General features: G+C 63.6%; 20 protein-coding genes. 10 read left to right on the top strand and 10 right to left on the bottom strand.

What is annotated here, in order from left to right; genetic code table 11:
• Positions 1–77 precede the first annotated feature (77 nt).
• The 9 genes from LB555_RS06060 to LB555_RS06020 all read right to left on the bottom strand — a co-directional run bounded on the left by LB555_RS06060 (position 78) and on the right by LB555_RS06020 (position 11,153).
• A complete protein-coding gene (locus LB555_RS06060; RefSeq protein WP_140661043.1) occupies positions 78–836 on the bottom strand; it encodes an FkbM family methyltransferase in 759 nt (252 codons plus the stop codon).
• Positions 833–2,065 carry a hypothetical protein gene (locus LB555_RS06055; RefSeq protein ID WP_224682465.1) on the bottom strand — a complete coding sequence of 411 codons (1,233 nt, stop codon included), beginning with the start codon at positions 2,063–2,065 and terminating at the stop codon, positions 833–835. Before LB555_RS06055 ends, LB555_RS06060 begins: the two co-directional genes overlap by 4 nt.
• 22 nt (positions 2,066–2,087) lie before the next feature.
• Positions 2,088–3,560: an aspartate aminotransferase family protein gene (locus LB555_RS06050; RefSeq protein ID WP_224682464.1), complete on the bottom strand. Its 1,473-nt coding sequence runs from the start codon at positions 3,558–3,560 to the stop codon at positions 2,088–2,090.
• Between the two features lie 60 nt (positions 3,561–3,620).
• Positions 3,621–4,628: an NAD-dependent epimerase/dehydratase family protein gene (locus tag LB555_RS06045; protein ID WP_224682463.1), complete on the bottom strand. Its 1,008-nt coding sequence runs from the start codon at positions 4,626–4,628 to the stop codon at positions 3,621–3,623.
• Positions 4,625–5,059 carry an EamA family transporter gene (locus LB555_RS06040; protein WP_015317404.1) on the bottom strand — a complete coding sequence of 145 codons (435 nt, stop codon included), beginning with the start codon at positions 5,057–5,059 and terminating at the stop codon, positions 4,625–4,627. The genes LB555_RS06045 and LB555_RS06040 overlap by 4 nt, the downstream gene beginning before the upstream one ends.
• Before the next feature lie 121 nt (positions 5,060–5,180).
• Positions 5,181–6,530: an FAD-dependent oxidoreductase gene (locus tag LB555_RS06035; protein ID WP_224682462.1), complete on the bottom strand. Its 1,350-nt coding sequence runs from the start codon at positions 6,528–6,530 to the stop codon at positions 5,181–5,183.
• Between the two features lie 2 nt (positions 6,531–6,532).
• On the bottom strand, positions 6,533–7,966 hold the full coding sequence (locus LB555_RS06030) for a UbiA family prenyltransferase (RefSeq protein WP_224682461.1): 1,434 nt from the start codon (positions 7,964–7,966) through the stop codon (positions 6,533–6,535).
• 222 nt (positions 7,967–8,188) lie between these two features.
• A complete protein-coding gene (locus LB555_RS06025; protein WP_015317401.1) occupies positions 8,189–8,452 on the bottom strand; it encodes a hypothetical protein in 264 nt (87 codons plus the stop codon).
• A 214-nt stretch (positions 8,453–8,666) separates the two neighbouring features.
• Complete coding sequence (locus LB555_RS06020) at positions 8,667–11,153, bottom strand: mechanosensitive ion channel family protein (protein ID WP_224682460.1); 2,487 nt, start codon at positions 11,151–11,153, stop codon at positions 8,667–8,669.
• A gap of 199 nt (positions 11,154–11,352) precedes the next feature.
• Between LB555_RS06020 and LB555_RS06015 the strand changes: the two genes are divergently transcribed.
• The 5 genes from LB555_RS06015 to LB555_RS05995 all read left to right on the top strand — a co-directional run bounded on the left by LB555_RS06015 (position 11,353) and on the right by LB555_RS05995 (position 18,106).
• Entirely contained in the window at positions 11,353–12,612 is a 1,260-nt protein-coding gene (locus LB555_RS06015) for a sarcosine oxidase subunit beta (protein WP_224682459.1), read from the top strand.
• A 24-nt stretch (positions 12,613–12,636) separates the two neighbouring features.
• Positions 12,637–12,933, top strand: coding sequence for a sarcosine oxidase subunit delta (locus LB555_RS06010; protein ID WP_015317398.1), 297 nt, complete (start codon positions 12,637–12,639; stop codon positions 12,931–12,933).
• Positions 12,930–15,923, top strand: a complete 2,994-nt coding sequence (locus tag LB555_RS06005; RefSeq protein WP_224682458.1) for a sarcosine oxidase subunit alpha — start codon at positions 12,930–12,932, stop codon at positions 15,921–15,923. The genes LB555_RS06010 and LB555_RS06005 overlap by 4 nt, the downstream gene beginning before the upstream one ends.
• The gene (gene soxG / locus LB555_RS06000) at positions 15,916–16,503 is read left to right on the top strand and encodes a sarcosine oxidase subunit gamma family protein (protein ID WP_015317396.1); all 588 of its coding nucleotides are present in this window, start codon (positions 15,916–15,918) and stop codon (positions 16,501–16,503) included. The genes LB555_RS06005 and soxG overlap by 8 nt, the downstream gene beginning before the upstream one ends.
• Before the next feature lie 160 nt (positions 16,504–16,663).
• Entirely contained in the window at positions 16,664–18,106 is a 1,443-nt protein-coding gene (locus tag LB555_RS05995; RefSeq protein ID WP_140661032.1) for an MFS transporter, read from the top strand.
• 22 nt (positions 18,107–18,128) lie between these two features.
• On the opposite strand, the gene LB555_RS05990 is transcribed toward LB555_RS05995, so the two are convergent.
• Positions 18,129–18,833, bottom strand: coding sequence for a nitroreductase (locus LB555_RS05990; protein ID WP_224595003.1), 705 nt, complete (start codon positions 18,831–18,833; stop codon positions 18,129–18,131).
• A gap of 171 nt (positions 18,834–19,004) precedes the next feature.
• Here LB555_RS05990 and LB555_RS05985 point away from each other — a divergent pair, with 171 nt between their 5' ends.
• The 5 genes from LB555_RS05985 to LB555_RS05965 all read left to right on the top strand — a co-directional run bounded on the left by LB555_RS05985 (position 19,005) and on the right by LB555_RS05965 (position 26,663).
• Entirely contained in the window at positions 19,005–19,601 is a 597-nt protein-coding gene (locus tag LB555_RS05985; RefSeq protein WP_224682457.1) for a helix-turn-helix domain-containing protein, read from the top strand.
• Positions 19,602–19,671: 70 nt separating this feature from the next.
• On the top strand, positions 19,672–22,125 hold the full coding sequence (locus LB555_RS05980; RefSeq protein WP_224682456.1) for an FAD-dependent oxidoreductase: 2,454 nt from the start codon (positions 19,672–19,674) through the stop codon (positions 22,123–22,125).
• On the top strand, positions 22,122–23,027 hold the full coding sequence (locus tag LB555_RS05975; RefSeq protein ID WP_224682455.1) for a homocysteine S-methyltransferase family protein: 906 nt from the start codon (positions 22,122–22,124) through the stop codon (positions 23,025–23,027). Before LB555_RS05980 ends, LB555_RS05975 begins: the two co-directional genes overlap by 4 nt.
• Positions 23,020–24,201, top strand: coding sequence for a pyridoxal phosphate-dependent aminotransferase (locus tag LB555_RS05970; RefSeq protein WP_224523182.1), 1,182 nt, complete (start codon positions 23,020–23,022; stop codon positions 24,199–24,201). Before LB555_RS05975 ends, LB555_RS05970 begins: the two co-directional genes overlap by 8 nt.
• Positions 24,198–26,663: an FAD-dependent oxidoreductase gene (locus LB555_RS05965; RefSeq protein WP_224682454.1), complete on the top strand. Its 2,466-nt coding sequence runs from the start codon at positions 24,198–24,200 to the stop codon at positions 26,661–26,663. Before LB555_RS05970 ends, LB555_RS05965 begins: the two co-directional genes overlap by 4 nt.
• Positions 26,664–26,692 lie beyond the last annotated feature (29 nt).

Genomic DNA, 26,692 nt, shown 5'->3' with positions numbered 1-26,692 from the left:
GACGGCGCTACCGCCTGTTTGCGACACGCCACAGATGCCGCGCGACCCCTCTCCAAATCAGGAAAAACATCTACCCGTCAGGCGAAAGCCCAGACGTCCTCGGCCTGGAAGCCGACCTGATAGCCCGCCGTCTTCAGCTTGACCACGACCTGTCCGATCTCCGGCGCGGGCAGCGCACCAACCTCGACCTTGATCATGCCGGGACGATAGCGCTTGAGGTCGAGCTGCTCGAACACGATCCAGTCGGCGCCTTCGCAATCGACGAGGAAGGCGTCGATATGGGTGATGCCGTTGCGGTCGAGCAATGTCTGCAAGGTCTCCGACGGCACCTCGATGTCTTTCAGATGCGGCGCGAACTTGTTGAAATTGGCGTCGGCCTCGCCCCAGGCATTCTTGCCCGACATCAGGTTGGTGTCGGTCACCGACGAGCAGCCGATGAACTCGATCGGCAGCGTGCCGGCTTCGAGTGCGGCAGCGTCAAAGGTGTGGACGGTGATCGTGCCTTTTGTTCTCGTCACCGCGACGGGTTCGATGACGAAGCGGTCCGTGTCAGGGTAATTGGCGCGCAGCCGTTTCTGGTTGTACGGGATCGGCTCGACCAGCATGGCGCGGGCCTTTGGAATGCGGTGCAGCCAAGGCGTCACGTCATCGAACAGCGCGCCATCGCAGGCGCCGACATTGACCATCTGGAATGCCCGGCCGCTATCACTGAAGCGTGCCTTCAGCGCGGCGTTGGCGAGGAACTTGGTGCCGCGCAGCGACGGCCCGCGATCGAGCAGGCCGGCGGGAAGGCCGAGCGACAGGGCAATGCGCGCCAGGTTGGAAACTGAATTCATGATTTGTCTCCTGGTATGACGTGCAAGGCGGCGCGGTGCTGGCCGGCGGTGACCGCCGCCCACAACGCCATGAAGGGCGGTGCCAGCAGCAGGAATGGCGGGATCAGATGCGGGAAATAAATGCGCGTGTCGTGGATCGGGAAGACGCTGAATTTGGCCAGCGCACCGAGCACCAGCGCAGCAAACAGAATGCCCGCGCGGCGGCCGAGCTTGAAGCCGGCGCGGTCGGCCGCAAACCACCCGGCCAGCGCCAGAACCGAGACCCCGACCCAGCTGTTCAGGTTGATGGCGCGCAGCAGCGAGGCGGCAAACGCCCGGAGATAGGCGATGACGGAAAAAGCCGGCTCGAACCCGTCCATATTGTAGTGCTGCCCGATGCTGGAAAACCACAGATGCGGCCACCACCCGGGATGATGGGCCCAGTGCGAAATGGCGAAATACGCGGCGAGCGAAGCAGCAAAACCGACCAGCACGCCCCAGGCCTTCTGCCGGAACAGGACCAGCAGCACAGCGAAAACGGCAAGGAAAACTATGTTGTCCGGCCGCACCATGAAGGCGAGGAAGAGCAGGATCGCCGTCGCCACCTCGCGACCTCGGACATAAGCGAAGAGACCGCCTAGCAGCAGCGCCGAGGTAAGCAGGTCCGGTGTCGAAGCGCGCGCGGCGTCGCCGAAATCGGCCATGATCAGCACCGCGCCGACCACCGGTGCCAACGCCAGTGCCTTTTCCGCGCGCAGCCAGAGCAGCGTGATCGCGCCGAACAGCAGGACCGAAAACACCTGCACCAGCCGCATCGCTTCGACTGGCGAGATGACGGAACTCAGCGTCGACAGGATTTCGGCATAGAGGAACTTGATCCGGTACATGCCGAGCAACGAATGGAAATCGGCGGCGTTCTGCGCCATGTGGCTGCGGAAGCCGCCGCCATCGTCGGTCAGCGCCTTGTAGTCGGCCGCCGAGACACTCGATTTGACGGTGCTGTAGGCATAATCATGCAGTGCCTGCGCATCGGGGTAGGTGCCCTCCTCCGATATGGCGAGATAGGGCAGCATGTCCCAGTTGGCGTCGGGCATCACCCAGGCCGTGAACGCCGTCAAAAGCATATAGAGGGCGAAGGCAGCCGCACCGATCGGAGCCGCCAGCCGCGCATAGGTCCCCTCGCCCCACGCCAGACCGGCCTCGGCGAGCCGATCGACTGGACTTTGCGGAGTGGGCGACTTGGTCAGCATGTCTTCTCGGCGAACGTTCGTTTCAACGGACTTGGCTTTTGACGAAATCCTTCACGATCGCCACGATGCCGCGCGACAAGAGACTGTCGAAGGCATCGACGAAACGATCGACATGCTCGCGCTGGCAGATCAGCGGCGGCTCGAGCCGGATGACGTTGCGGTTGTATTCGGTGAAGGCGACGAGCACGTCGTAGTCGCGCAGCAGCAGCGCGCCGACGAAACCGGACAGCGAACCCTTCAGCTTGTCGTCGAGCACGCTGACGATAGGGCGCAGCACCATCGGCAAGGTCTGCGAGAAGTCGTGAAACTCCAGCCCGACCATAAAACCCTTGCCGCGCACGTCCTTGATGATCTTCGGGTATTTTTCCCTGAGTGCCTGCAGCCGCTGCAGCAGGTAATCGCCGGTGACGGCGGCGTTGTCGATCAGCCCCTCGTCGTAAAGCACGTTGATGCCCTCGATCGCCGTGGCACACGCCTCGCCCATGCCGCCGAAAGTGGCCATGGCATGGATCATCGCCGTCTTCGGCGTGCCGTAGGCCTTCATGTAGATTTCGCGGCGCGCAATCATCGCGCCGACAGCGGCCTTGCCGGCGCCCAGCGATTTGGCCAGTGCCGTCACGTCGGGCACGACGCCATGGTGCTCGAAGGCATAGAAGCGGCCCGAGCGGCCATAGCCGCACTGCACTTCGTCGGCGACCCACAGCACGCCATACTGGTCGCACAGCACCCGCAGCTTCCGCCAGTATTCAGTCGGCGCCTGGATGATGCCACCGCCGCCCTGGATGGTTTCCAGCACGATGACGCCGATCTCCGGATCGGAGCGGAACAGGCGCTCGACGGCCTCGATATCGGCAAAGGGAATGCGCACCGTGTTGTCGGCCATCCTGAAGTCGGCGCGGTAGAGCTGGCCGTCGGTGATGCCCAGCACACCCTTGGTCTTGCCGTGGAATGAATTCTCGGCATAGACGATTTTCGGCCGCTTCGGGCCGGCGGCACGCTCGGCAAGCTTCACCGCCGCTTCCATCGCTTCCGAGCCCGACGAGCCCAAAAACACCATGTCGAGATCGCCAGGCGAACATTTGGCGATGTTGTGCGCCAACGCGGCGGCATATTGCGACATGAAGGCGATGGCGATTTCCTGCCGCTTTTCCTCCTGGAATTTCTTGCGCACTTCCAGAATGCGCGGATGGTTGTGGCCGAAGGCCAGCGACCCGAAGCCGCCGAAGAAATCGAGGATCTTGCGGCCGTTCTGGTCGATGTAGAACATGCCCTCTGCACGTTCGATCTTGATCTTATGGAAGCCGAGCAGCTTCATGAAATGCAGCTGGCCGGGATTGAGATGCGCCTTGAACAGGTCGGTCATCCCTGCGACGTCCATCGCCTTGGCCTGCTCGACACTGATCAGGTCGGGCTTGGCGGTGGTGGCGGGCGACAGTGTCGGCGCGCTGACCAGGGTGCGCGTATTCGTCTGTTCCGGCTTGGCCATGACGGTCATTTCAATCTCCTGTTCGCGCCCGCGGCTGGCGTCGAGCGCAATAGACTGTTCGGCGCGCCCCTATTCGGCGGGCACATGCTTGGTGGCGATGGCTTGCCCGGCCTTCTTGGCGCGGTATTCGCTGTAGGCGGCGATCAGCATGTCCTCGTCGCGGTATTGCGGCACCCAGCCGAGCTGCCGCCCGGCCTTGGACACGTCGAGCACGCAGTCCTCGTCGGCGATCAGATATTGCTCCGGATCCATGATCGGCATGTTGAAGAGGTCGAGCAGGTCGAGCGTGCGCTTGACCGCCCAGCCGGGGGTGGGCAGCAGGATCGACTTCGAGCCGGCATGCCGGATCAGGTCGCCAAGCAATTTCTTCACCGGCGGCGGATTGCGCGACCCGAGATTATAAGCCTCGTTGGGCACACCGGCCTTCCACGCCGCGCGCGCCGCCTCGGCGCAGTCAAACACCGAGATGAACTGATAAGGGTTGCGGCCCGAACCGATCATCGGCACGGGAAAGTTCCAGTCGATCAGCTTGAACAGCTTTTCGAGGATGCCGAGGCGGCCGGGCCCGATGATCAGGCGCGGGCGAAACAGCGAGATCGACATGCCGCGCTTGCGCCATTCGCCGGCCAGGTCCTCGGTCTTCTGCTTCGACCAGCCATATTCGCCGAGCGGCGCGACCGGGTGCTCCTCGGTCATCGGCTGGGTGACGGTGTGACCATAGATCATGTCGGTCGTATAGTGGACGAGTCTCGGGGCACCAGCCTTGTCCATGGCCTGCAGGATGTGCTCGGTGCCGTGGAAATTGACCGGGAAGAAGAAGTCGTGCCGCTTCGCCCGCACCTGGATCGGCGACAGCATCTTGGCCGACAAATTGTAGACCATGTCGTCAGCCTTCAGCCCGACCGCGGCAACCGAGCCTTGGTCGGTGACGTCGCACTTGATGAAGCGGACAGTGCGGTAATGCGTAAGGTCGCTCCTGACGATGTCGGCGACGACAACCTCTTCACCGTCGGCCACAAGCTTCGGCGCCAGGTGACGGCCAACAAAGCCGTCACCCCCGAAAATCACATGTCTCATCGAACTATCTCGTTTGCTTGTATCTTGTCGGGCGTGATGGAAGCGCTCTGGTCTTCATGCCCTCGCCCACTTTGCGCGATCAGCACCGTGCCGACGCAGATGCAGGCAATGCCGGCGATGCGCCAACCATTCAGGTCCTCTCGGAAGACGAAATAGGCAAAGATCGCGACCGCGACGTAGGCCAGGCTGAGAAACGGATAGGCGAAGGAAAGCTCGACCTTGGAAAGCACGTAGAGGTGGGAGGCCATCGAAATGACGAAGGTGCACAGGCCAAGGAAGACCCAGGGGCTGAAGACGATCTGCAACAGCTTGATCAGCGGATTGGTGCCCTCGAATGAAATCGGTCCGAGCGACATCATGCCTTGCTTCAGCATCAGCTGCGCAGCAGCATTTGTCATGACCGTAAACAAAATGAAGACGATATATTTCATGCAGCCCGCCACCCTGTGATATCAGCTAATACAAATCTCAAAAGATTTCGTGAACCCACAAGACATTTTGGGTAAATCTGGACATTAAACATTCGTAAACCACGATTCATTCTAAGTTTACCTATTCGGCTGCCTCTGCATCGCGCCGCCGCAGGTCGACAATCCCGGCCGTGCGCGCCCAGAAGTCGGACATGAAGGCGGGATCGCGCAGCGCTTCCAGCCTCGGCCACTCCGGGAACGAAGCAACGAAGGTTGCAGCACTCATGCGCGCATCCTTGTAAGGGTTGACCGCCCCACCAGCCGCGATCGTCATGCGGTCGAGTTCGCCGAGCAGGGCAAGTGTCGCCGCTCCCCTGTTGGGGAAGTCCAGCGTCAGCGTGTAACCCGGACGAGGGAACGACAGCAGCGCCGGCGAGCGGACCCCACCGAAGCGCTTCAAGACGGTGAGGAACGACCCCTGCCCGGCCTGCCTAGCCGCCGTGAGCAGTGCCGGCACGATTGTGCGCGCGGCCTCTTCCGGGACCACGCTCTGATGCTGGAACAGCCCCTTCGGTCCATAGAGCCTGTTCCAGTCGCGCGCACCGTCGAGAGGGAAGAAGAAGCCCTGGTATTCGACCTGGCGCGGCACCTTGGCCTGCCCCTTTTTCCACCTGTAGGCGGCGTTGAAAGCGGTCAGGAACGGCCGGCTGAGCACGTTGAAAGGCGGCTGGAGCGGAACGGAGAATTTCGCGCTCGCACGCGCGGCCGCGTGCGAGCCGTGCTCGGCGTGGTTGCCCGTAAACAGCAGCCCCCGTCCGCTGTTGCGGCCACCGGCGAGCTGGTCGATCCAGGCGACGGCATATTCATTGGCCTGGTCCGCCGCTTCGGCAAGGTCGAAATATTCGCGGAGGTCGCGAAACCGCGTCGTCTTTTCCACGATATCGAGCGACGGAACCCGCATCAGCCGGATCGAAGCCGAGAGGATCAGGCCGGTGAGCCCCATGCCGCCGATGGTCGCCCGAAACAGGCGCGGATTGTCGGTCGCAGAGCAGCGATAGCTGTGTCCATCCGACCGAAGGAGCGTGAAACTTTCCACATGGCAACCGAACGTACCGCGCCGGTGATGGTTCTTGCCATGGACATCGTTGGCAATGGCGCCGCCGAGCGTGACGAATTGTGTGCCGGGCACCACCGCCGGGAAGAAGCCGTGAGGCGCGGCATGTGCAATGACATCCGCGAGCAGCACCCCGGCATCCGCTTCGAGCAGACCGCTCTCGGCGTTGAAGCCGCGAATGCGGTTCAGGGGCCGCATGTCGATGACGGTGCCGAGCTGGTTCTGGCAGGAATCGCCGTAGGATCGGCCGTTGCCATAGGCAAGCAGCGACGCTTGCCTGGCCTGGCCGCCCTTCAGCAGCGCAATGGCGTCATCGGCGTGCATCGCCCTTGCCGCTGGCGGCGTGGCAAGGCCAAAGCTCTGGAAGCGTTCCGCCATGCCTACCAGCCCCCGATGACCAGCAGCACCGCGCCGATCGCCACCACGATCTGGCTGCGCCAGTCGCGAATGATGAAGACGACCGGGTCATCGTGCATTTCGTCGCGGCGCGCCAGGATCCAGACACGCATGGTGAGATAAAGCACGATCGGCGCCAGCGGCCAGATCAGCCAGGGATGCGGATAGAGTTCGCGCACCGCGACGCTGTCCATGTAGAGCGCCAGCACCAGCGCCGAGGAGAACGCCGAAGCCATGCCGGCCTGGGCGACAATCTCCTGGTCTTCGGTGCGATAGCCGCGGCCGGCAATGCGTTCGCCGGGCGGAATGGCTGTGGTGCGCAATTCGACAAAGCGCTTCACCAGTGCCAGCGACAGGAAGAAGAAGATCGAGAAGGCGAGCAGCCAGAACGAGACGTCGACGCCCGTGGCGGCCGCGCCGGCCAGCACACGAATGGTGTAGAGGCCGGCAAGCGTCAGCACGTCGACCAGAAGCATGCGCTTGAACGACAGCGAATAGGCCGTGGTAACGACCATGTAGCCGCCGAGCACAGCCAGGAATTCAGGCGACAGGAACAGCCCGGTGCCGACGCCGATCGCCAGCAGCACCGCGATTGCGCCAAGGCCGAACGGAATAGACAGCGCACCGCTGGCGAACGGCCTGTTGCGCTTGGTCAGATGCTTGCGATCGAGCGCAAGGTCGAAGAAATCATTGAGGATATAGATCGCCGACGCCACCGCGCTGAACGAGATGAACGCCAGCAGGCATTCCCAGATCATGTTGGAATTGAAATATTCGTGCGACAGCATCATCGGCACGGCGATCAGCGAATTCTTCAGCCACTGGTGGACGCGCAGCATCTTGACGATGGTCCGCAACGTCGGCTTGGGCGCCGGCATCGTTTCGGCGCCATGCGCCGCCTGCCAGCGCGCGGCATGACGGTCCGGCGCCACCACGATCGCGCTGCGTGCCGCGTCGAAGACCTGGAGGTCGTGGCGGCTGTTGCCGGCATAGTCGAAACCGGCATCGCCATAGGCCGCCAGGAGCGAGGCTCGCTTCTTTCCCGAAGTGAGATTGTCGAGACCCTCGGTGGCCAGTACCCGGTCGAAAATGCCGAGATGGACAGCAATGGCGTCGGCGAACTTGCGCGGCGTGCCGGTGGCCAGCACGAGCTTGCGGCCTTCGGCGTGCTCGGTGCGGAGCCGGTCGAGCAGGGGCGCCCGATAGGGCAGCGTGGCGGGGTCGATGTCGATGCGTTGGGCGATCGCCTGCTTCAGCCGCGCCGGTCCGCCGGCCGCCCAGAAAGGCACCAGGAAGAAATAGAGCGGGTTCTTCTTGAGGAGGATGAACAATCCTTCCCACAAAAGGTCCGTCGCGATCAGCGTGCCGTCGAGATCGACCGCAAGCGGTATTGCGTTCCTGTCCGACCGCACGTCCATGCCCGTCCTGCCCTGCCAGCGTCTGATCCGGAAACCCGAACCCGTTGAGCGCCGTGTTCGGCGTCTTGATGCTGGTATAGCGGGGGATCGCCTAGCGAACATTAAAACGTACGGTTGCAAAGGGCTGCCGCCGCGGTATTTCGATCGTCATTGTTAAACAACAGCTACCGGAAACAATAAAAGGCCGAGCAACGCCCGGCCTTTCCAAACGTGCCACCGAGATTACTTGATGCGGGCGACGCCGCCAGAAATCTCGACGGTTTCCGAACCGGTCAGGGCTTCAAGGTCGCCATTGGGCAAGGTGACAAAACAGCCACTCTGGCAGAACTCGACGGTTTCACCGCCGGCCAGCGCAAGCTCGGTCTTGCTGCCGCCCTCGGTGACGACCAGCGTGCGCGTCTCGGCGTCCTTGTTGACCGCGCTGGCGGCATGGGCCGAGCCGCTCACGGCGAGCAAGGCCACGGCAGCGACGAGAGACTTCCACATTTGCAATATCGGTGTTCCCACCGCCTCTGTTGCATTTCCACAAGGCATTCTCGCCTTTGCATGGGAGCTTATATGAGATGGAAGCTGAACCGCAACTGAATGCCGCATTCATGCCGCAATTGGCTTTGGCTTTCGCACATACCCACCCTGTCAATCTGGCCGCGCGGCAATGCGGTGCTCTCGGCAATGGCAGCCCGGCAGGAGGATCCAGAGCCTAGTCCGGATCGGGTTTCTTCGACTTGCGCTGCTTCGGCAGCTTTTTCGCTTCGGCCTCGGCTTGCGCCTTGGCCTCTTCCCGTTCGGCGAAATCGGCCTCGATCTTGTCGTCGTCGGTCGGCCATGCCACGTGCTTCTTGGCCTCGACGACCGCGCGCGGCGTGGACGGGATTTCGATGTGTTGGTCGTCGAATCTTTCCAGCACGGTGAAACGGACGTCGTTCTGCACGATGTTGCCGTTCATCACATCGGCCAGGAACACGCGGATCTCGAATTCGAGCGCGGCGGGTCCAAAATTGGAAAACAAGACGAAAGGCTCGGGGTTCTTCAGCACCAGCGGATGGCTGCGCGCGATATCCAGCAGCACCGCGTGGACCTGCTTGACGTCGCTGCCATAGGCGACGCCCACCTTGATGTCGATGCGGCCGAGCTTGTTGCGGTGCGTCCAGTTGCCGACGGCGTTGTTGATCAGGTTCGAATTGGGCAGGATCACCGACTGCCGCTGAAAAGTCTCGATCTCCGTGGCACGCACGCTGATCTTCTTGACCGTGCCGCTGACCTCGCCGGCCACGATCCAGTCGCCGACCTTGAACGGCCGCTCGGCCAGAAGGATCAGGCCGGAGACGAAATTCGACACCACATTCTGCAGGCCAAAGCCGATACCGAGGGAAAGCGCACCCGCGACCAGTGCCAGGCTGGAGAGGTCGATGCCGGCCGCCGAGATGCCGACCAGCGCGGCGAGCGCAACGCCGGCATAGCCGACCGCCAGCCGGATCGAGTTGCGCACACCGGTGTCGACCTTGCCGCGCGCCATGACCGAGCCGTCTAGCCAGCCCTGGAACCAGCGCGTCAGGAAATAGCCGATGACGAAGACGACGATGCCCGACAGGATGCCAGTGACCGAAATGGTCACCGAACCGATATTGATTCCGGTTGCGAGCTTGTACGCCCAGGCCTCGATATCGCCGAGCTGGAAGCCCCACATCAAAAGGATCAACGGCAAAAACACCAGCACGATCATCACGTTGATGGCGATGCTGACGACAAGACCGAGCTGGTCGAGTGCGGTATCTTCATAGCTGGAATTGGCCGACAGCCAACGCCCGACCGAGGTGTTGGCGAAAGCGCCCTCCTCGCCGATCGCCTGCGCCGACAGGAAGCCGATATAGGCCGTTATCAGCGCGGTGCCGGTGACCACGACCTGGAGCGAGACGAACAGGGCAAGGCCGATATAACCGAGCAGCGCCGCGATGATGGTGAAAAGCCCCAGCCCGAGCGAGGTGTAGCGCAGCCAGGCCGGCCATGGGCGCCAGCTTCCGTCACGCGCCCTGAACGGCCTCAGCATCGCCATCAGGATCAGGATGACGCCGACGATGATGGTGGCGACGAAACTGCGCGCGATGGTCAGCGACAGCGGCGACCCCATCTTGTCGTTGACGACCGACAGGAAGGTGTTGAAGCTGATGACCACGGCCATGGCGGTGGTCAGGCGGACCAGCCAGCGCGCCGGCACGGTTTCGACGGGGATGAGTCGCCAGTTGGGCAAACGCGGCTCGAGTGCCGCGTTGGTCAGCCGATTGACACAGAACACCACGCCGATGACGGTGGCCAACGCATTGAGGAAGAGGCCGATATCGCCGCGCAACACGTTGTAATAATTGAAAAAGAAGATCGTCGAGCCGAGAAAGGCGGCGACCGCCAGCGTCGGCAGCAAGGTCGACCAGAAGGCCACCGACAGGCGGCTGAGATAGGATGGGTCCTCATTGGTTGGATCGGCCTCGAACACCCGTCCGAACAGGCGCCTCCCGCCGACCAGCAGCACCAGCGCCAGGCCGAGCGCCACGAAGGTCGCCGCCAGGATAGCCTGGAACTTGAACTTGATGGCGAAGCTCAGCCAGGACGACACCGCCTTGTAGAAATTGCCGAACTCGTCGCGCGCATCGGAAAACACCTGCGGGCTCAACGCGTCCGAGAGCACGTAGCGCTTGGTGAGGAGATTGCGGAACAGCGCGCTGCGCATGTTGCCGATCTTGTCGATCAGCCCGCTGATGCGGATCGACAAGGATTGAGCTTGCGCGATGACCGCGTTGATCTCGGCCTTTTCGGACGTCAGCCCCTCGCGTTCGGCGCTGACGATGTCGGGCTCAGCCGGTTGGCCGGCGGCGGGCGGCGGCCCGAGCTGTTCGAGCCTGCTGTTGATTTCGCCCAGGCGTGTGCGGAACGCCAGCGCGCTGGTCAGCGATTGCCGTGACAATTCCTCGAGTTGCAGGCGGATGTCTACGAGGTTGCTGTCGTCCTCGCCATCCTGCTGTATCTGCTTCTCGAAATTGTCGGCCTTGGTCGTCAGGCCCTGGATGATCTTCTGCTGGTCGGCGACCAGTCCGGCGGGCGCCTGGCTAACGCCTTGCGCCGCCGCCTCGAACGACAGCGGCGCCGAAACGACAAGCGCCAGGACCAGGATGAGGCGAAGCAATCGAAAAAACATGATGGATTGGCGACTCGCGGACGGCAAAGGCATTCAAAAAGCCTGTCCTTGATAAAGACGGCCATATCATGGGGCAAGTCACCGCGACGGTCGCGCTCATCAAGCGTCGGCCAGTCGAAAGGCGATGGCGCAATATTGGCTTTGTATCAGCCTCCTGCGTCTATAGTCTGCCGCATCGCCCGCAACGGACATCATACACATGGCAGAGTACTCGGCCCTTTCGCTGCTCGCGAACGCGCTCAAGGAAAACAAGGACTGGAAGCCGGCCTGGCGCAAGCCGGATCCGAAGGCATCCTACGACGTCATCATCATCGGCGGCGGCGGGCATGGACTGGCGACCGCCTACTATCTAGCCAAGGAACACGGCATCACCAATGTCGCGGTGCTGGAGAAAGGCTGGCTGGGCTCAGGCAATGTCGGCCGCAACACCACGGCCGTTCGTTCGAATTACCTGCTGCCCGCCAACACCCGCTTCTACGAACATTCGATGAAGCTGTGGGAAAACCTGTCGCACGAGCTCAATTACAACGTCATGTTCTCGCAGCGCGGCTGCCTGAACCTGGCGCACACGCCGGCTCAGTTCGACGATTACGCAAGACGCGGCAATGCGATGCGCCATCTCGGCGTCGATGCGGAATTGATGTCACCAGCCGAGATCAAGCGCCTGATCCCGGCGCTCGACATCTCCGACGGTGCACGCTTTCCCGTGGTCGGCGGCCTGATGCAGCGGCGGGCCGGCACCGCCCGGCACGACGCCGTCGCGTGGGGCTATGCCCGCGGCGCCGACCGGCGCGGCGTCGACATTATCGAGAATTGCGAGGTCACCGGCTTCCTGCGCGAGGGCGACCGGGTTACCGGCGTTGCCACCTCGCGCGGCGATATCAGGGCCAAGAAGATCGCGGTCGCGGTGGCTGGCAGCACCGGACGGGTCATGCAACTGGCCGGCGTCGAGACGATGCCGATCGAAAGCCATGTGCTGCAGGCCTTCGTCACCGAATCGCTGAAACCCTTCATCGACACGGTCGTGACCTTCGGCATGGGCCATTTCTACATGTCGCAGTCCGACAAGGGCGGCCTTGTCTATGGCGGCGACATCGACGGTTACAACAGCTACGCCCAGCGCGGAAATCTGCCCATCGTCGACGAGGTGATGAGCGAGATGCTGGCCCTTTTCCCGGGCCTTGCGCGTGTGCGCATGCTGCGCTCCTGGGGCGGCGTCTGCGACATGTCGATGGACGGCTCGCCGATCATCACCATGGGCCCCCTGCCCGGCATGTATCTCAATTGCGGCTGGTGCTATGGCGGCTTCAAGGCGACGCCCGCTTCCGGCTGGTGCTTTGCCTGGACCATCGCCAAGGATCAGCCTCACGATTTCAACGCCCCCTTCACGCTGGACCGCTTTCATCGCGGGCTGGTGATCGACGACAAGGGCCAGGGTGCAAACCCGAGGCTCCACTAGACAAGGCTTCATTAGGAACATTCCGTGCTGATCACTTGCCCCTATTGCGGCCCGCGCGATGTCATTGAGTTCACCTATCAGGGTGACGGCAACCGCGAACGTCCCGACCCCGCCTCGCAGAATTTCGAGGCCTGGAATGCCTATGTCTACGACCGGCTGAACCCGGCCGGCGACCACAACGAGATCTGGCAGCATTCCGGCGGCTGCCGGGCTCACCTGAGGGTGGTGCGCAACACGCTGACGCATGAGATTTCCAGTGTCGCCTTCGCGCGCGGCGATCACAGCTCGGCCGCGCGCCGCAAGGCGGAGGACAAGCCATGAGCCCGCGCCGCACCGACACCGGCGGCCGCATAGACCGGCTGAAGACGATCCGCTTCACCTTCGACGGCGTTGCCTATGCCGGGCATGGCGGCGACACGCTGGCGTCCGCGCTGCTGGCCAATGGCGTCACTCTTTTCGGGCGTTCTTTCAAATACCATCGGCCGCGCGGCCTGCTGAGCGCCGGCGTCGAGGAGCCCAACGCGCTGGTCACGGTGCTGAAGGGCGAGGTGCGCGAACCCAACATCCCGGCGACCATGGTCGAGATCCATGACGGGCTGGTCGCCGTCAGCCAGAACCGTTTCCCCTCGCTTGCCTTCGACATCCATGCCGTCAACCAGCTCGGCGGCAAAGTGCTGTCGGCCGGGTTTTACTACAAGACCTTCATGGGACCGGTTGTCGGCCCGCTGAAAGGCACGCGCTTCTGGATGTTCTGCGAGCATTTCATCCGCCGCGCCGCCGGCCTCGGCAGCGCCGGATCGGCAAAGGACCCGGCCCGCTACGAGCGCATGAACGCTTTTTGCGACGTGCTTGTGGTCGGCTCCGGACCGGCCGGCCTGATGGCCGCCAAGGCAGCCGCCGACCAGGGCGCCCGCGTCATCCTGGCCGATCTCGAGCCGCGTTTCGGCGGATCGGCCAACTGGTCCGGCGAGACCATCGATGGCGCACCCGCCGCTGATTGGGTGCGGCGCACCGTGGCCCAGCTTGAGGCGCGAGACAATGTCCGGCTTCTGACGCGCGCCACCGTCTGGGGCTACTACGACAACAATACGCTTGCCGCGCTCGAGCGGGTCAGCGACCACAAGGCGCAGCCCGCCAAGGGGGAGCCGCGCCATCGCTACTGGGCGATCCGCGCCGGATCCGTCGTGCTGGCCACCGGCGCCTTCGAAAGGCCGCTGGTGTTTCCCGGCAATGACCGGCCCGGCGTGATGCTGGCGCATGCGGCGGAGCGCTACGCCAACGAATTCGGCGTGCTGCCGGGCCAACGGGTCGTGCTGTTCACCAACAATGACAGCGCCTACCGCTCGGCGCTGGCGCTGAAGCAGGCGGGTGCGGCGATCGTTGCCATCGTCGACGTGCGCCCGCAACCATCCGCCGAGATGGGCGTCCTGGCCGGCGAAGCCGAGGCGGAACTGCTTTCCGGCCATGCGGTGGTCGCCACGGAAGGCGGCAAGGCCTTGTCCGGCCTCAAGGTTCAGCGCTTCGACATGGTCGCGGGCGCGCTGAGCGGCGACGCGCGCAGCATCCATGCCGATTGCCTGTTGATGTCCGGCGGCTGGTCGCCGACCATCCATCTGGCCAGCCAGGCCGGCGCCAAGGCTGAATGGAACGCGGCCCGGCAGGCCTTCCTGCCGCCCAAGCCGACGCAAAGCTGGATCGGCGCCGGCGCGTTCACCGGCAGCTTTTCGACGGGAGAGGCAATCGCCGAAGGGCGCGCCGCAGGCCTTGCCGCGAGTGGCGGCACCGCCACGCCGACGGCACTGCCCACTGTCGAGGCAGCTCCCGGAGATCCAGATCCCGCGCCTGTGTTCGAAGTCAAGGGCAGCGGCAAGAGCTTCGTCGACTTCCAGCACGACGTCACGGCGGAGGATGTCCGCCTGGCGCATCGCGAAGGCTTCGTCTCTGTCGAGCACCTGAAGCGCTACACCACACTCGGCATGGCCACCGACCAGGGCAAGAGCTCCAACGTCCCCGGCCTCGCCATCATGGCGGAAGCGCTGGGCAAACCGATCCCGGAAGTCGGCACCACCCGTTTCCGGCCACCTTTCGCGCCGGTGTCGATCGGCTCGCTGGCAGCGGAGCGCTTCGGCGATCTCAAGCCCGAGCGGCTGACCCCGATGCATGACTGGCATGTCGACAATGGCGCGACCATGTACTCCGCCGGCCTCTGGTACCGGCCGATGATCTACGGGCTTTCGGGCGAAACCGTCGAACAGGCCTATGTGCGCGAAGCCAAGGCGACGCGCGAAAGCGCGGGCATCGTCGATGTCTCGACGCTGGGCAAGATCGCCGTGCAGGGTCCCGACGCCGCCGCATTCCTCGACCGTGTCTACACCAACATGTTTTCGACGCTCGCCGTCGGCAAGGCACGCTACGGGCTGATGCTGCGCGAGGACGGCTTTGCCTTCGACGACGGCACCACCTGGCGGCTGGGCGAACAGGATTTCCTGATGACCACCACTACCGCCAATGCCGGCAAGGTGATGCAGCATCTGGAATATTTCCTCGACGTGATCTGGCCGGAACTCAAGGTCCACGTCACCTCGGTAACCGACGAATGGGCGGGAGCCGCGATCGGCGGGCCGAAAGCGCGGCAGATTTTGGCAGCCTGCGTCATCGGCACTGCCGTGGACAACGCCACCTTGCCCTTCATGGGCATCGTGCACGGCGAGATCGCAGGCGTTCCTGTTATGATTTGCCGGCTTTCCTTCTCCGGCGAAATGGCCTTCGAGGTCTATTCCGGCGCCGGCCAGGGCACTCATGTCTGGGAAGCGCTGGTCGAGGCCGGCAAGCCGTTCGGGCTGGTCACCTACGGGCTCGAGGCGCTGGGCACGATGCGCATCGAGAAAGGCCATGTCACCGGCGCCGAGATTGATGGCCGCACCACCGCGCGTGACCTGCATCTCGACTGGATGCTGTCGAAGAAGAAGCCGTTCATCGGCTCCGCAATGATGGATCGGGAAGGTCTCGTCGCGTCCGAGCGGCTGGAACTGGTCGGCCTGATCGCGCTCGACAACCGGCCGCTCAATGGCGGCGCGCACATTGTCGAGGACGTCGACGAAGCCAATCCGCACGGCTCGATCGGGCACATCACCGCCTGCTGCTATTCGCCGGCGCTCGGCAAGCATATCGCGCTGGCGCTGGTCAAGGGCGGCAAGGCCAGGCACGGCACGCGTGCGCATGTCTCCGATCCCTTGCGCAACCGCTTCGGGCCCGTGGAGATCGTCTCCAACCACTTCTACGATCCGGAAGGGACCCGCATGCATGGCTGAGCGTCAATCGCCCCTCGAGCCGGAGTTCCATGTCGGCTCGCACGGCAATTTCGAACATGGCGTCGAGATCCTGCTCACCGAAACCAGGCCGGGCTCGATCGTGCAACTCGCGGCATGGCCAGGCGAGGAGAAGAAACTGATGGAGGCCATCCGCACCGTCACCGGGCTTGCTCTGCCCGATGGCGCAGGCGGCGGCTCGAGCGACGGCGTGAAAGCGGTATTCGGCTTCGCGCCGGGAAAATTCACGGTGACCGATGAAGCCGAAGGACTGGCCCTGGCATTGACCAAGGCGGTGACGCCGGCCATCGGCACGGTGACGGACCTGTCGCATGGCCGCACCGCGATCCGCATTGCCGGGCCGAAAGCCGAATGGGTGCTGTCGAAATTCTTCGCCATCGACTTCGGCCTGCTTGCCTTTCCGGTCGGCGCCGGCCGCTCGACAACGCATCACGATGTCTTCGCCCAGATCCAGCGCACCGGCACCGACCAGTTCGACATCTATGTCTTTCGCTCCTTCGCGCGCTCGTTCTGGAAGGCGCTCTGCCACGCCAGCGAGGAAGTCGGTTACGAGGTGCAGTAGGCATGCGGTCTTAGAGCCGCGGCCTCTGGCCTCAATGCCGGCTGGTTCTGCCGCTAGAGAATCCTGCCGAAGGCGCCCAAGGTGGAAAACGTGGTCGTCCAACCGGCCCGAGGGGTGAAAATCCCGGTTTAGAGTCGGCATATTTGGTTCGAACATCCCCATGACCGCTGAACTATCCACCGGCGCTACCGATCGCGCCGATGTGCCGGCCAGAGCCGTGCTCCTGCTGCCGCTGACGGTCGCCTGCGGCGTGTTCATGACCAGCCTCGACCAGAATGTCGTGGTGACGGCGCTGCCGGGCATCAGCGAAAGCCTTGGCCGTCCGCCAAGCCAGCTCGGCCTACTGATCACCGTTTACGTCGCCAGCCTGATCATCTCGATGCCGCTCGGCGGCTGGGCGGCCGACCGTTTCGGCCTGCGCAACGTCTATTGCTTTGCCTTGCTGGTGTTTGCCGCTTCTTCGGCCATGTGCGGGCTCTCGAACGACCTCTGGATGCTGGTTAGCGCCCGCGCGCTGCAGGGCTTCGGCGGCGCGCTGATGGGAACGCTCGGCCAGGTCGTCATCCTGTCGACCTTCCCGCGCAGCCGGACCTTGAAGATCAACATGTACATCTCGCTGGCCGGCCAGTCCGGACCGCTGGTCGGTCCGCTCGTCGGCGGCGCGCTGACCACCTACATCTCCTGGCGCTGGATCTTCTTCATCAACGTGCCGTTCGCGCTCGCGGCCGCAATTCTTGCCGCCTCGCTGTTCCCGACAATGACCAAGCCGGTGCGCACGCGGTTCGATTTTCCAGGCTTTTTGCTGGTCGGCAGCGGCATGGTGCTGCTGGTCTTCGGCATGGACTCGCTGGCGGCGAAAGACGCCGCCGGCGGCATGATCGCGGCCGAGCTTGCGCTGGCGCTCATCATCCTGACGGCCGCCTCCTTCTACTGCCTTCGCGTGCGCAATCCGCTCCTCGATCTCAAGCTCCTGCGCATCCGCACCTTCCGCATCTCGTTTCTTACCGGCGGCGGCCTGGACACGATCGGCCTCAGCTCCGTCGTCTTCCTGCTGCCGCTGATGTTCCAGCTCGGCTTCGGCATGAGCGCGGTGCAGGCGGGATCGCTGACCTTCGTGGCGGCGGTCGGTTCGGTGGGTATGCGTATCTTCATGCCACGCCTCCTCAACCGTTTCGGTTTTCGCCGCGTGCTGGTCTTCAACACGCCCGTCGTTGCAGCCATGGTCGCGGGCTTCGCCTTGGTGCAGGCAACGACCCCGGTCTGGATCACGCTCACCTATATCTTCGTCTTCGGCGTCTTCCGCTCGGTGCAATGGGCCTCAACCGGCAACCTCGCCTATTCCGACATCGCGCCCGAACAGCTCGCCCGTTTCAGCGCGCTCTACTATATCCTGTGGCAACTGGCGGTCGCCATCAGCGTCGGGCTGGCGGCTGCGATGCTGTCGTTTCTCGCCGGCGGCGGGCCGGCCGTCGCCAGCGACTTCCGGATCCTGTTCGTGATCGAAGGCGTCATCACGCTCTGCGCGCTATCAGCCTATCTCAAGCTGACGCCGCAGGACGGCGCCCATGTCAGTGGCCACGGCGCGCACATGAATACGGAATAGCGGGCTTGCGCCGGACGGGAGCCTATTCGCTGAACGTCACCCATTCCTCGAGCGGCTCACGCTCGGTGCGGAAGGCGTTCTCGGGCTTGGAAGTGTCTTCATAGCCGAGCGCCATGCCGCAGACGACGATCTCCTCGTCGGGAATGCCGAGCACCGGCCGGATCTGCCGGTGATAGGGCGCGAAGGCCGCTTGCGGACAGGTATGCAGACCCCTGCCCCGCGCCGCGACCATGATGTTTTGCAGGAACATGCCGTAATCGATCCACGAACCCTGGTTGAGCCGGCGGTCGATGGTGAAGATCATGCCGACCGGAGCGTCGAAAAAAACGAAATTGCGGTCGTGCTGGGCGCGCATCTTGTCGACTTCCCTACGGCCTATGCCGAGCGCGCCGTACAGGCCGAACCCGTTGGCACGGCGGCGGGTGAGATAAGGCTCGAAGAACTGGGTGGGATAATAGCGATATTCGTCCCAGTCGGCTTTTTCCGCGCGGATGCCGGAATTCATGATGGCATCCGTGATCCGCTGCTTGGTCCCGCCCTTGGTAACGTAGACGCGCCAAGGCTGCATGTTGGTGCCGGAAGGAGCGCGCGCCGCAACAGTCAGTATGTCACGGATGGTCTCGTCATCGATCATGTCGGGCAGAAATGCGCGCACCGAACGGCGCGACATGATCGCATCGTCGACGATTTCGGCGTCAACCGCGATTCGAGCCTTCTTTTCCAGCATGGGCCGTCCCTTAGCCGTGTTCTCGATCGGACGTCCCCACTCGCCGCTCGCGGCGGAGGCTTTGCATGAACCGTCAAAATCCTGCAAGCAAATCTTGAGCATTGGTGAAAATCTACTTGATTTTTTCATGAGCTTCATTTCTCATGAAATTCGACTGAAAATTTTCATGAAGTGAGCGATTTGGCCTCCCCTACCGCACGAACATTGCAGGGACCTGACGAACGAGTGCTGGCCGGCGACATCAGGGCGCTGCGCCGGGTGCGCGGGCTTACGCTGGCCGAGATCGCGCTGAAACTCGGCCGTTCGGTCGGCTGGGTAAGCCAGGTCGAGCGCGGTCTGTCGACGCCGTCGCTCAGCGACCTCAGGGCCTTCGCCGAGTTGTTCGGCGTGCCGATCAGCCTCTTCTTCAGCCATGACGTGCCCGTGGAAAGCGAGCGCGGCGTCGTGGTGCGCGCCGGCAAGCGCCGCACGCTTGGCACCAGCGAATCCGGCCTCGTGGAGGAGCTTCTGTCACCGGACCTCGGTGGTACTTTCGAGATGGTGCGGTCGGTCTTCGCGCCGGGCGCGGAGTTGAAGAACGAGGCCCGCCGGCCGACCGAGGAGGCCGGATACATCGCGTCCGGGCAGTTCGACATCGAGATTGCGGGCGTCTGGCACCGGCTTGGCGAAGGCGACTCCTTCCGCTTCGAAGGCAAGCCTTACCGCTGGCGCAATCCAGGCAGCGAACCGGCGGTTGTCATCTGGGTGGTTTCGCCACCGGTCTATTGATGCATGTCGCCGACGACATGCATCCATAAAGCAAAAGAAGCGCGGCGCGCTTGAAGATTGGGAGAAGAACATGGCGGGTTTGCCGAGCACGGCGCGCGTGGTGATCATCGGAGGTGGCGTTGTCGGCACCTCCTCGCTCTATCACCTGGCCAAGGCCGGCTGGACCGACTGCGTGCTCCTGGAAAAGAACGAGCTGACCTCCGGCTCCACCTGGCATGCGGCCGGCAATGTGCCGACCTTCTCCTCCTCCTGGTCGCTGATGAACATGCAGCGTTATTCGACCGAGCTCTATCGCGGCTTGGCCGACGCCGTCGACTATCCCATGAATTACCATGTCACCGGCTCGCTCAGGCTCGCCCACACAAAGGAGCGCATCCAGGAATTCCAGCGCGCCAAGGGCATGGGCCGTTACCAAGGCATGGACATAGACGTGATCGGGCTCGACGAGATCAAGCACCGCTACCCCTTCCTTGAAACGCATGAGTTGAAGGGCGCGCTGTACGATCCGAGCGACGGCGACATCGATCCGGCACAGCTGACGCAGGCGCTGGCCAAGGGCGCGCGCGACATGGGTGCGAAAATCATCCGGTTCTGCCCCGTGACAGGCGTGCGCCGCGAAAAGGACGAGTGGGTGGTCGAGACGCCCCAAGGCGATATCCGTTGCGAGATCGTCGTCAATGCAGCCGGCTACCGTGCCGCCGAAGTCGGCAGGATGTTCGGCCGCGAAGTGCCGATGATGGTGATGAGCCACCAGTACATTTTGTTCGAGGAAATCCCCGAACTCGCCGCCTGGTCGAAGGAACAGGGCAAGAAGCTGCCGCTGCTGCGCGACGTCGATACTTCCTATTATCTGCGCCAGGAAAAGGCGGGCATGAATCTCGGCCCCTATGAGCGCAATTGCCGCGCGCACTGGGCCACCCACAACGATCCCATGCCGGACGATTTTTCCTTCCAGCTCTTCCCCGACGACCTCGACCGGCTGGAACATTACCTGGCCGACGCCGTCGCCCGTGTGCCGATCCTCGGCACCGCCGGCCTCTCCAAGGTCATCAACGGCCCGATCCCTTATGCGCCGGATGGCAATCCGCTGATCGGGCCGATGCCCGGCGTTCCCAACGCCTTCGAAGCTTGCGTCTTCACTTTCGGCATCGCCCAGGGCGGCGGTGCCGGCAAGGTGCTGGCCGAATGGGTGACGCAAGGCCAGACCGAATGGGACATGTGGTCGTGCGATCCGCGCCGCTTCACCTCCTTTGCCTCCGCGCCGGACTATTGTGTGGCCAAGGGCATGGAGATCTACGGCAACGAATACGCCATCCAGTTCCCGCGCCATGCCTGGCCGGAAGGACGTGACAGGAAACTGTCGCCGGTCCACGACCGCATCAAGGCGCTGGGTGCCCGTTTCGACGCCTATAATGGCTGGGAACGCGCCACCTGGTACGCGCAGGGCGGCGACGACGTCTCCGAGGAAGCCACGCTGACCTTCCGTCGCGACGGTCCTTGGCAGCAGCGCGTGCGCGAAGAGTGCCTGGCTGTCCGCGACGCTGCCGGCATCCTCGACCTGCCCGGCTTCTCGCGCTTCAATCTCGAAGGCCCTGGTGCCGCCGAATGGCTGAGCCGACAGGTGACCGGCCTGGTGCCGAAGCCCGGCCGCATCGGCCTGGTCTATTTCTCCGATGACAAGGGCCGCATCGTCACCGAAATGTCGGTGGTGCGCCATGGCGAGGAGTCCATGACGCTGATCACCGCGGCGGTGGCACAGTGGCATGACTTCGAATGGCTGAAATCGCACATGCCCGGGGATGCGGCGTTCAAGCTGATCGACCGGACGGAAGAATTCTCCACGCAGATCCTGGCCGGTCCCAACTCGCGAAAAATCCTTGCCGACGTCTGTGACGCCGACCTGACCTTGCCTTGGCTGACGCATCAGGAGACCAGGATTGCCGGGCGCTGGGCCAGGCTGGTCCGCGTCTCCTTCGCCGGCGAGCTCGGCTGGGAGATCCACACCAGGGTCGACGACACTGCCGCGATCTTCGATGCGATCTGCGCTGCCGGGCAGAATCATGGGCTGAAGCCGTTTGGCATGTACGCGCTGGATTCGCTGCGGCTCGAAAAAGGCTACCGCACCTGGAAGGGCGATCTGTCGACCGACTATTCGATCCTGCAAGGCGGTCTGGAGCGCTTCGTCAAATGGGAAAAGCCCGATTTCCGCGGCAAGGCGGCCCTCCAGAACGAAAAACAGCAAGGCGTGAAGAAGCGCTTCGTCACGCTGGTGGTCGAGAACCCCGGCGATTGCGACGCGCCTTACATGTCGACCCTTTGGCATGACGGCCAGATCGTCGGCGAGACGACGTCGGGGGGCTGGGGCCATCGCGTCGACAAGTCGATCGCGCTCGGCATGCTGCGCGCCGACCTGACCGAACCCGGCACATCAGTTGAGGTCGAGATCTTCGGCGATCGCTTCAAGGCGATCGTGCAACAGGACGAACCATTGTGGGATCCCAGGAACGAAAGACTGCGCGCATGAAGAACGTTATCCTCACCGATGGCGGCATGGGCCAGGAGTTGGTGCGGCGCAGCCAGTCCGAGCCGACGCCGCTGTGGTCGGCCAGGGTGCTGATCGACGAACCGGACCTTGTGCGCGGCCTGCATGCCGAATTCATCCGCGCCGGCGCCCGCGTCATCACCATCAACACCTATTCGGCGACGCCCGAACGCCTGGCGCGCGAAGGCGCGGAAGACCTGTTCCAGCCATTGCAGAAGCGTGGCATCGAGCTCGCCAGGCAAGCGCGCGACGAGGCCGGCGACGCGGCGATCGCCGGCTGCCTGTCGCCGCTCTTCGGCAGCTACGCGCCGGCGTTGACGATCTCCTACCAGGACACGCTCGACATCTACCGCCGCATCGTCGCCGAGCAGGCGGACGGTGTCGACCTGTTCCTTTGCGAGACCATGGCGTCGTCGGAGGAAGCGCGCGCGGCGGTCACCGCCGCATCGGAAAGCGGCAAGCCTGTCTGGGTGTCATGGACGCTGGCCGATCACGGCACGCCGCGCTTGCGCAGCGGCGAGACGATTGCGTCGTCGGCCGATGCGCTCGGAAATCTGCCGGTGGCGGCGCGGCTGCTCAACTGCTGCCGCCCGGAAGCGATCGCGGCGGCCTTGCCTGAACTGATCGGACTTGGCGGCCTGGTCGGTGCCTATGCCAATGGCTTCACGTCCACCGAAGCGCTCAAGCATGGCGGGACGGTGGATGTACTGCATGCCCGCCACGACCTCGGTCCGGATGCCTACGCCGACCAGGCTGTCGGCTGGGTGGAAGCGGGTGCGGACATCGTCGGCGGTTGCTGCGAGGTCGGTCCTGCCCATATCGCCGCCTTGCGCGACCGGCTGCAACAGGACGGCTACGCGATCACGGGAGTCTCACATGCCTAAACCATCATCGCGCATCACCGGCATTGTTCCATCGGGCAAGGACGGCTGGGAAGTTCATTTCGCCGCCTGGGCCCGCAAGGAAGCCGGCGAGGACATTATCATGCTGTCGGTCGGCGACCACGATTTCGACACGCCGTCGGAGACGATCGAAGCCTGCGTTGCGGCGGTTCGCGGCAGCAACCATCACTACACGCCGCTGCCCGGCCTGCCGCGCCTGCGCAAGGCGATGGCGGCGGCCTCCAGCGCCTGCACCGGTGTCGAGACGACGCCGGAAGAGGTCATCGCCACGCCGGGCGGCCAAGCAGCACTTTACGCGGCCGTGCAGGCCGTTCTCGACCCGGGCGACCACGCCATCGTGGTTGCCCCCTACTATGCCACCTATCCCAACACCTTCAGTGCCGCCGGTGCCAGCTTCACCGTCGTCGAGACACCGGCCGAGGATGGGTTCCAACCGCGCGCGGACATGATCCGTGCGGCACTCAAGCCCAACACGCGCGCCATACTGATCAACACGCCGAACAACCCGACCGGTGCCGTCTATTCGCGCGAGCGGCTGGAACAGCTGGCCGAAATCTGCCGCGAGCACGATCTCTGGCTGCTGTCCGATGAGGTCTATTGGACGCTGGGCGGCGGCGAGCATGTCTCGCCGCGCTCGCTGCCCGGCATGGCCGAGCGCACGCTGGTGATCAATTCGATGTCCAAGAGCCACGGCATGACTGGTTGGCGCATGGGCTGGCTGACCGGTCCGGAAAAAATGATCACACTGCTGATCAATCTCAATTTGGTGACGACCTACGGCCTGCCGGCCTTCATCTCCATCGCTTGCACCGAGGCGCTGGAGCAGCACCATGGCGTCAAGGACATCGCCGAACGCTACGCGGCGCGCCGCACCGTTCTGCTCGATGCCGTGCGTGGCATGAACGATGTCACCGTGCGCGGTTCCGAAGGCGGCATGTATGTCATGCTCGACATATCCGATGTCGAACCCGACGACGAGAAATTCGCCTTCGCCTTCCTCGACAAGGAGAAGGTCGGCGTCATGCCGGGCTCGAGTTTCGGCGAAGCCGCGGCCGGCCATATCAGAATCAGCCTGTGCCAGCCCGAACCCGTGCTCAGGGAAGCAGCCGCCCGGCTGCGCCATTTCGTTTCCAGCTACCGTCGTGAGGCCGCATGACTGCCAGGAGCCTTCCCACGAAAGCCATTCCCACCAAGGCAAGGGCCGTCATCATCGGCGGCGGCGTCTCCGGCTGCTCGGTCGCCTACCACCTGGCCAAGCTTGGCTGGACCGACATCGTGCTTCTGGAGCGCAAGCAACTGACCTCGGGCACGACATGGCACGCCGCCGGGCTGATCGGACAGTTGCGCGGCTCGCAGAACATGACCCGGCTGGCGAAATATTCGGCCGATCTCTACGTCAAGCTGGAAGCAGAGACCGAGGTCGGCACCGGCATGCGCCAGGTCGGCTCGATCACCGTGGCGCTGACCGAAGAGCGCAAGCACGAGATCTACCGGCAGGCGTCGCTCGCCCGCGCCTTCGACGTCGACGTGCGCGAGATTTCTCCCAATGAGGTCAAGGAGATGTACCCGCATCTCAATGTCTCGGACGTGGTCGGCGCCGTGCATCTGCCGCTCGACGGCCAGTGCGACCCGGCCAACATCGCCATGGCGCTTGCCAAGGGTGCGCGCCAACGCGGCGCCACAATCGCGGAGAATGTGAAGGTCACCAAGGTCCATACGAAAAATGGCCGCGTCTCCGGCGTGTCCTGGGCGCAAGGCGAAGGCCAGGGCACGATCGAGACCGACATCGTCATCAACTGCGCCGGCATGTGGGCGCGCGACCTCGGCGCCCAGAACGGCGTGAACATCCCGCTGCACGCCTGCGAGCACTTTTATCTGGTCACCGAGCCGATCCCCGGCCTTGGCCGCCTGCCGGTGCTGCGCGTGCCGGACGAGTGCGCCTACTATAAGGAAGACGCCGGCAAGATGATGCTCGGCGCCTTCGAGCCGGTGGCCAAGCCATGGGGCATGGAGGGCATCCGCGAGGATTTCTGCTTCGACCAGTTGCCGGAGGACATGGACCATTTCGAACCGATCCTCGAAATGGGCGTTAGCCGCATGCCGATGCTGGCGACCGCCGGCATCCACACTTTCTTCAACGGGCCTGAAAGTTTCACCCCTGATGACCGCTATTATCTCGGCGAGGCGCCGGAGTTGCGCGGCTACTGGATGGCGACCGGCTACAATTCGATCGGCATCGTCTCGTCGGGCGGCGCCGGCATGGCGCTGGCGCAGTGGATCAACGATGGCGAAGCCCCGTTCGACCTGTGGGAAGTCGACATCCGCCGCACTCAACCCTTCCAGAAGAACCGCCGCTATCTCAAGGAACGCGTCTCCGAAACGCTCGGCCTGCTTTATGCCGACCATTTCCCCTATCGCCAGATGGCAACCTCGCGTGGTGTGCGCCGCTCGCCCCTGCACGAGCACCTGAAGGCGCGCGGCGCCGTGTTCGGCGAAGTCGCCGGCTGGGAGCGCGCCAACTGGTTCGCGCGTGAAGGTCAGGAGCGCGAATATCGCTATTCCTGGAAGCGGCAGAACTGGTTCGACAACCAGCGCGAGGAGCATCTGGCGGTCCGCAACAAGGTCGGCCTGTTCGACATGACGTCGTTCGGCAAGATCCGCGTCGAGGGCCGCGACGCCTGCGCCTTCCTGCAAAGACTCTGCGCCAACGACATGGATGTGGCGCCGGGCAAGATCGTCTACACGCAAATGCTCAACCAGCGCGGCGGCATAGAGAGCGACCTCACCGTGTCGCGGCTTTCGGATACGGCCTATTTCCTCGTCGTGCCGGGCGCCACGCTGCAGCGCGACCTCGCCTGGCTGCACCGGCATGTCGGCGACCAGTTCGTCATCATCACGGACGTAACCGCCGCTGAAAGCGTGCTCTGCGTGATGGGCCCGGATGCGCGAAAACTGATCCAGAAGGTCAGCCCCAACGACTTCTCCAACGAGAACAATCCGTTCGGCACGTTCCAGGAGATCGAAATCGGCATGGGCCTCGCCCGGGCGCACCGCGTCACCTATGTCGGTGAGCTCGGCTGGGAGCTTTACGTCTCGACCGAACAGGCCGCCCATGTCTTCGAGGCCATCGATGAGGCCGGCGCCGATGTCGGGCTAAAGCTCTGTGGACTGCACACGCTGGATTCCTGCCGCATAGAAAAGGCTTTCCGCCATTTCGGACACGACATCACCGATGAGGACAATGTGCTGGAGGCGGGCCTCGGCTTCGCGGTGAAGACGGCCAAGGGCGATTTCATCGGCCGCGATGCCGTGCTGAAGAAGAAGGAGGCCGGATTGGACCGCCGCCTGGTCCAGTTCCGCCTCAAGGACCCGCAGCCTCTGCTCTTCCACAACGAAGCGATCCTGCGCGATGGCAAGATCATCGGTCCGATCACTTCGGGCAATTACGGCCATCATCTCGGCGGAGCGATCGGGCTGGGCTATGTGCCGTGCCAAGGGCAGAGCGAGGCGGATGTGCTCGCCTCGACTTATGAAATCGAGATCGCCGGCGAACGGTTTGCGGCTGAGGCATCGCTGAAACCGATGTACGATCCGAAGTCGGAACGGACGAAGATGTAGCGGCGCTTTTTCCTTCTCCCTCGTTCACG

Origin of the sequence: Mesorhizobium sp. BR-1-1-10, assembly GCF_020165595.1 — a bacterium.
Classification (GTDB): Bacteria; Pseudomonadota; Alphaproteobacteria; order Rhizobiales; family Rhizobiaceae; genus Mesorhizobium; species Mesorhizobium australicum.
The sequence above is the reverse complement of the archived record's forward strand: the minus strand, read 5'-3'. Positions and strand labels throughout refer to the sequence as shown.

Bases quoted from the DNA above. Each gene is read 5' to 3' on its own strand.
- LB555_RS06060 (WP_140661043.1), bottom strand. From the start codon at position 836: ATGAATTCAGTTTCCAACCTGGCGCGCATTGCCCTGTCGCTCGGCCTT.
- LB555_RS06055 (WP_224682465.1), bottom strand. From the start codon at position 2,065: ATGCTGACCAAGTCGCCCACTCCGCAAAGTCCAGTCGATCGGCTCGCC.
- LB555_RS06050 (WP_224682464.1), bottom strand. From the start codon at position 3,560: ATGACCGTCATGGCCAAGCCGGAACAGACGAATACGCGCACCCTGGTC.
- LB555_RS06045 (WP_224682463.1), bottom strand. From the start codon at position 4,628: ATGAGACATGTGATTTTCGGGGGTGACGGCTTTGTTGGCCGTCACCTG.
- LB555_RS06040 (WP_015317404.1), bottom strand. From the start codon at position 5,059: ATGAAATATATCGTCTTCATTTTGTTTACGGTCATGACAAATGCTGCT.
- LB555_RS06035 (WP_224682462.1), bottom strand. From the start codon at position 6,530: ATGGCGGAACGCTTCCAGAGCTTTGGCCTTGCCACGCCGCCAGCGGCA.
- LB555_RS06030 (WP_224682461.1), bottom strand. From the start codon at position 7,966: ATGGACGTGCGGTCGGACAGGAACGCAATACCGCTTGCGGTCGATCTC.
- LB555_RS06025 (WP_015317401.1), bottom strand. From the start codon at position 8,452: ATGTGGAAGTCTCTCGTCGCTGCCGTGGCCTTGCTCGCCGTGAGCGGC.
- LB555_RS06020 (WP_224682460.1), bottom strand. From the start codon at position 11,153: ATGTTTTTTCGATTGCTTCGCCTCATCCTGGTCCTGGCGCTTGTCGTT.
- LB555_RS06015 (WP_224682459.1), top strand. From the start codon at position 11,353: ATGGCAGAGTACTCGGCCCTTTCGCTGCTCGCGAACGCGCTCAAGGAA.
- LB555_RS06005 (WP_224682458.1), top strand. From the start codon at position 12,930: ATGAGCCCGCGCCGCACCGACACCGGCGGCCGCATAGACCGGCTGAAG.
- soxG (WP_015317396.1), top strand. From the start codon at position 15,916: ATGGCTGAGCGTCAATCGCCCCTCGAGCCGGAGTTCCATGTCGGCTCG.
- LB555_RS05995 (WP_140661032.1), top strand. From the start codon at position 16,664: ATGACCGCTGAACTATCCACCGGCGCTACCGATCGCGCCGATGTGCCG.
- LB555_RS05990 (WP_224595003.1), bottom strand. From the start codon at position 18,833: ATGCTGGAAAAGAAGGCTCGAATCGCGGTTGACGCCGAAATCGTCGAC.
- LB555_RS05980 (WP_224682456.1), top strand. From the start codon at position 19,672: ATGGCGGGTTTGCCGAGCACGGCGCGCGTGGTGATCATCGGAGGTGGC.
- LB555_RS05975 (WP_224682455.1), top strand. From the start codon at position 22,122: ATGAAGAACGTTATCCTCACCGATGGCGGCATGGGCCAGGAGTTGGTG.
- LB555_RS05970 (WP_224523182.1), top strand. From the start codon at position 23,020: ATGCCTAAACCATCATCGCGCATCACCGGCATTGTTCCATCGGGCAAG.
- LB555_RS05965 (WP_224682454.1), top strand. From the start codon at position 24,198: ATGACTGCCAGGAGCCTTCCCACGAAAGCCATTCCCACCAAGGCAAGG.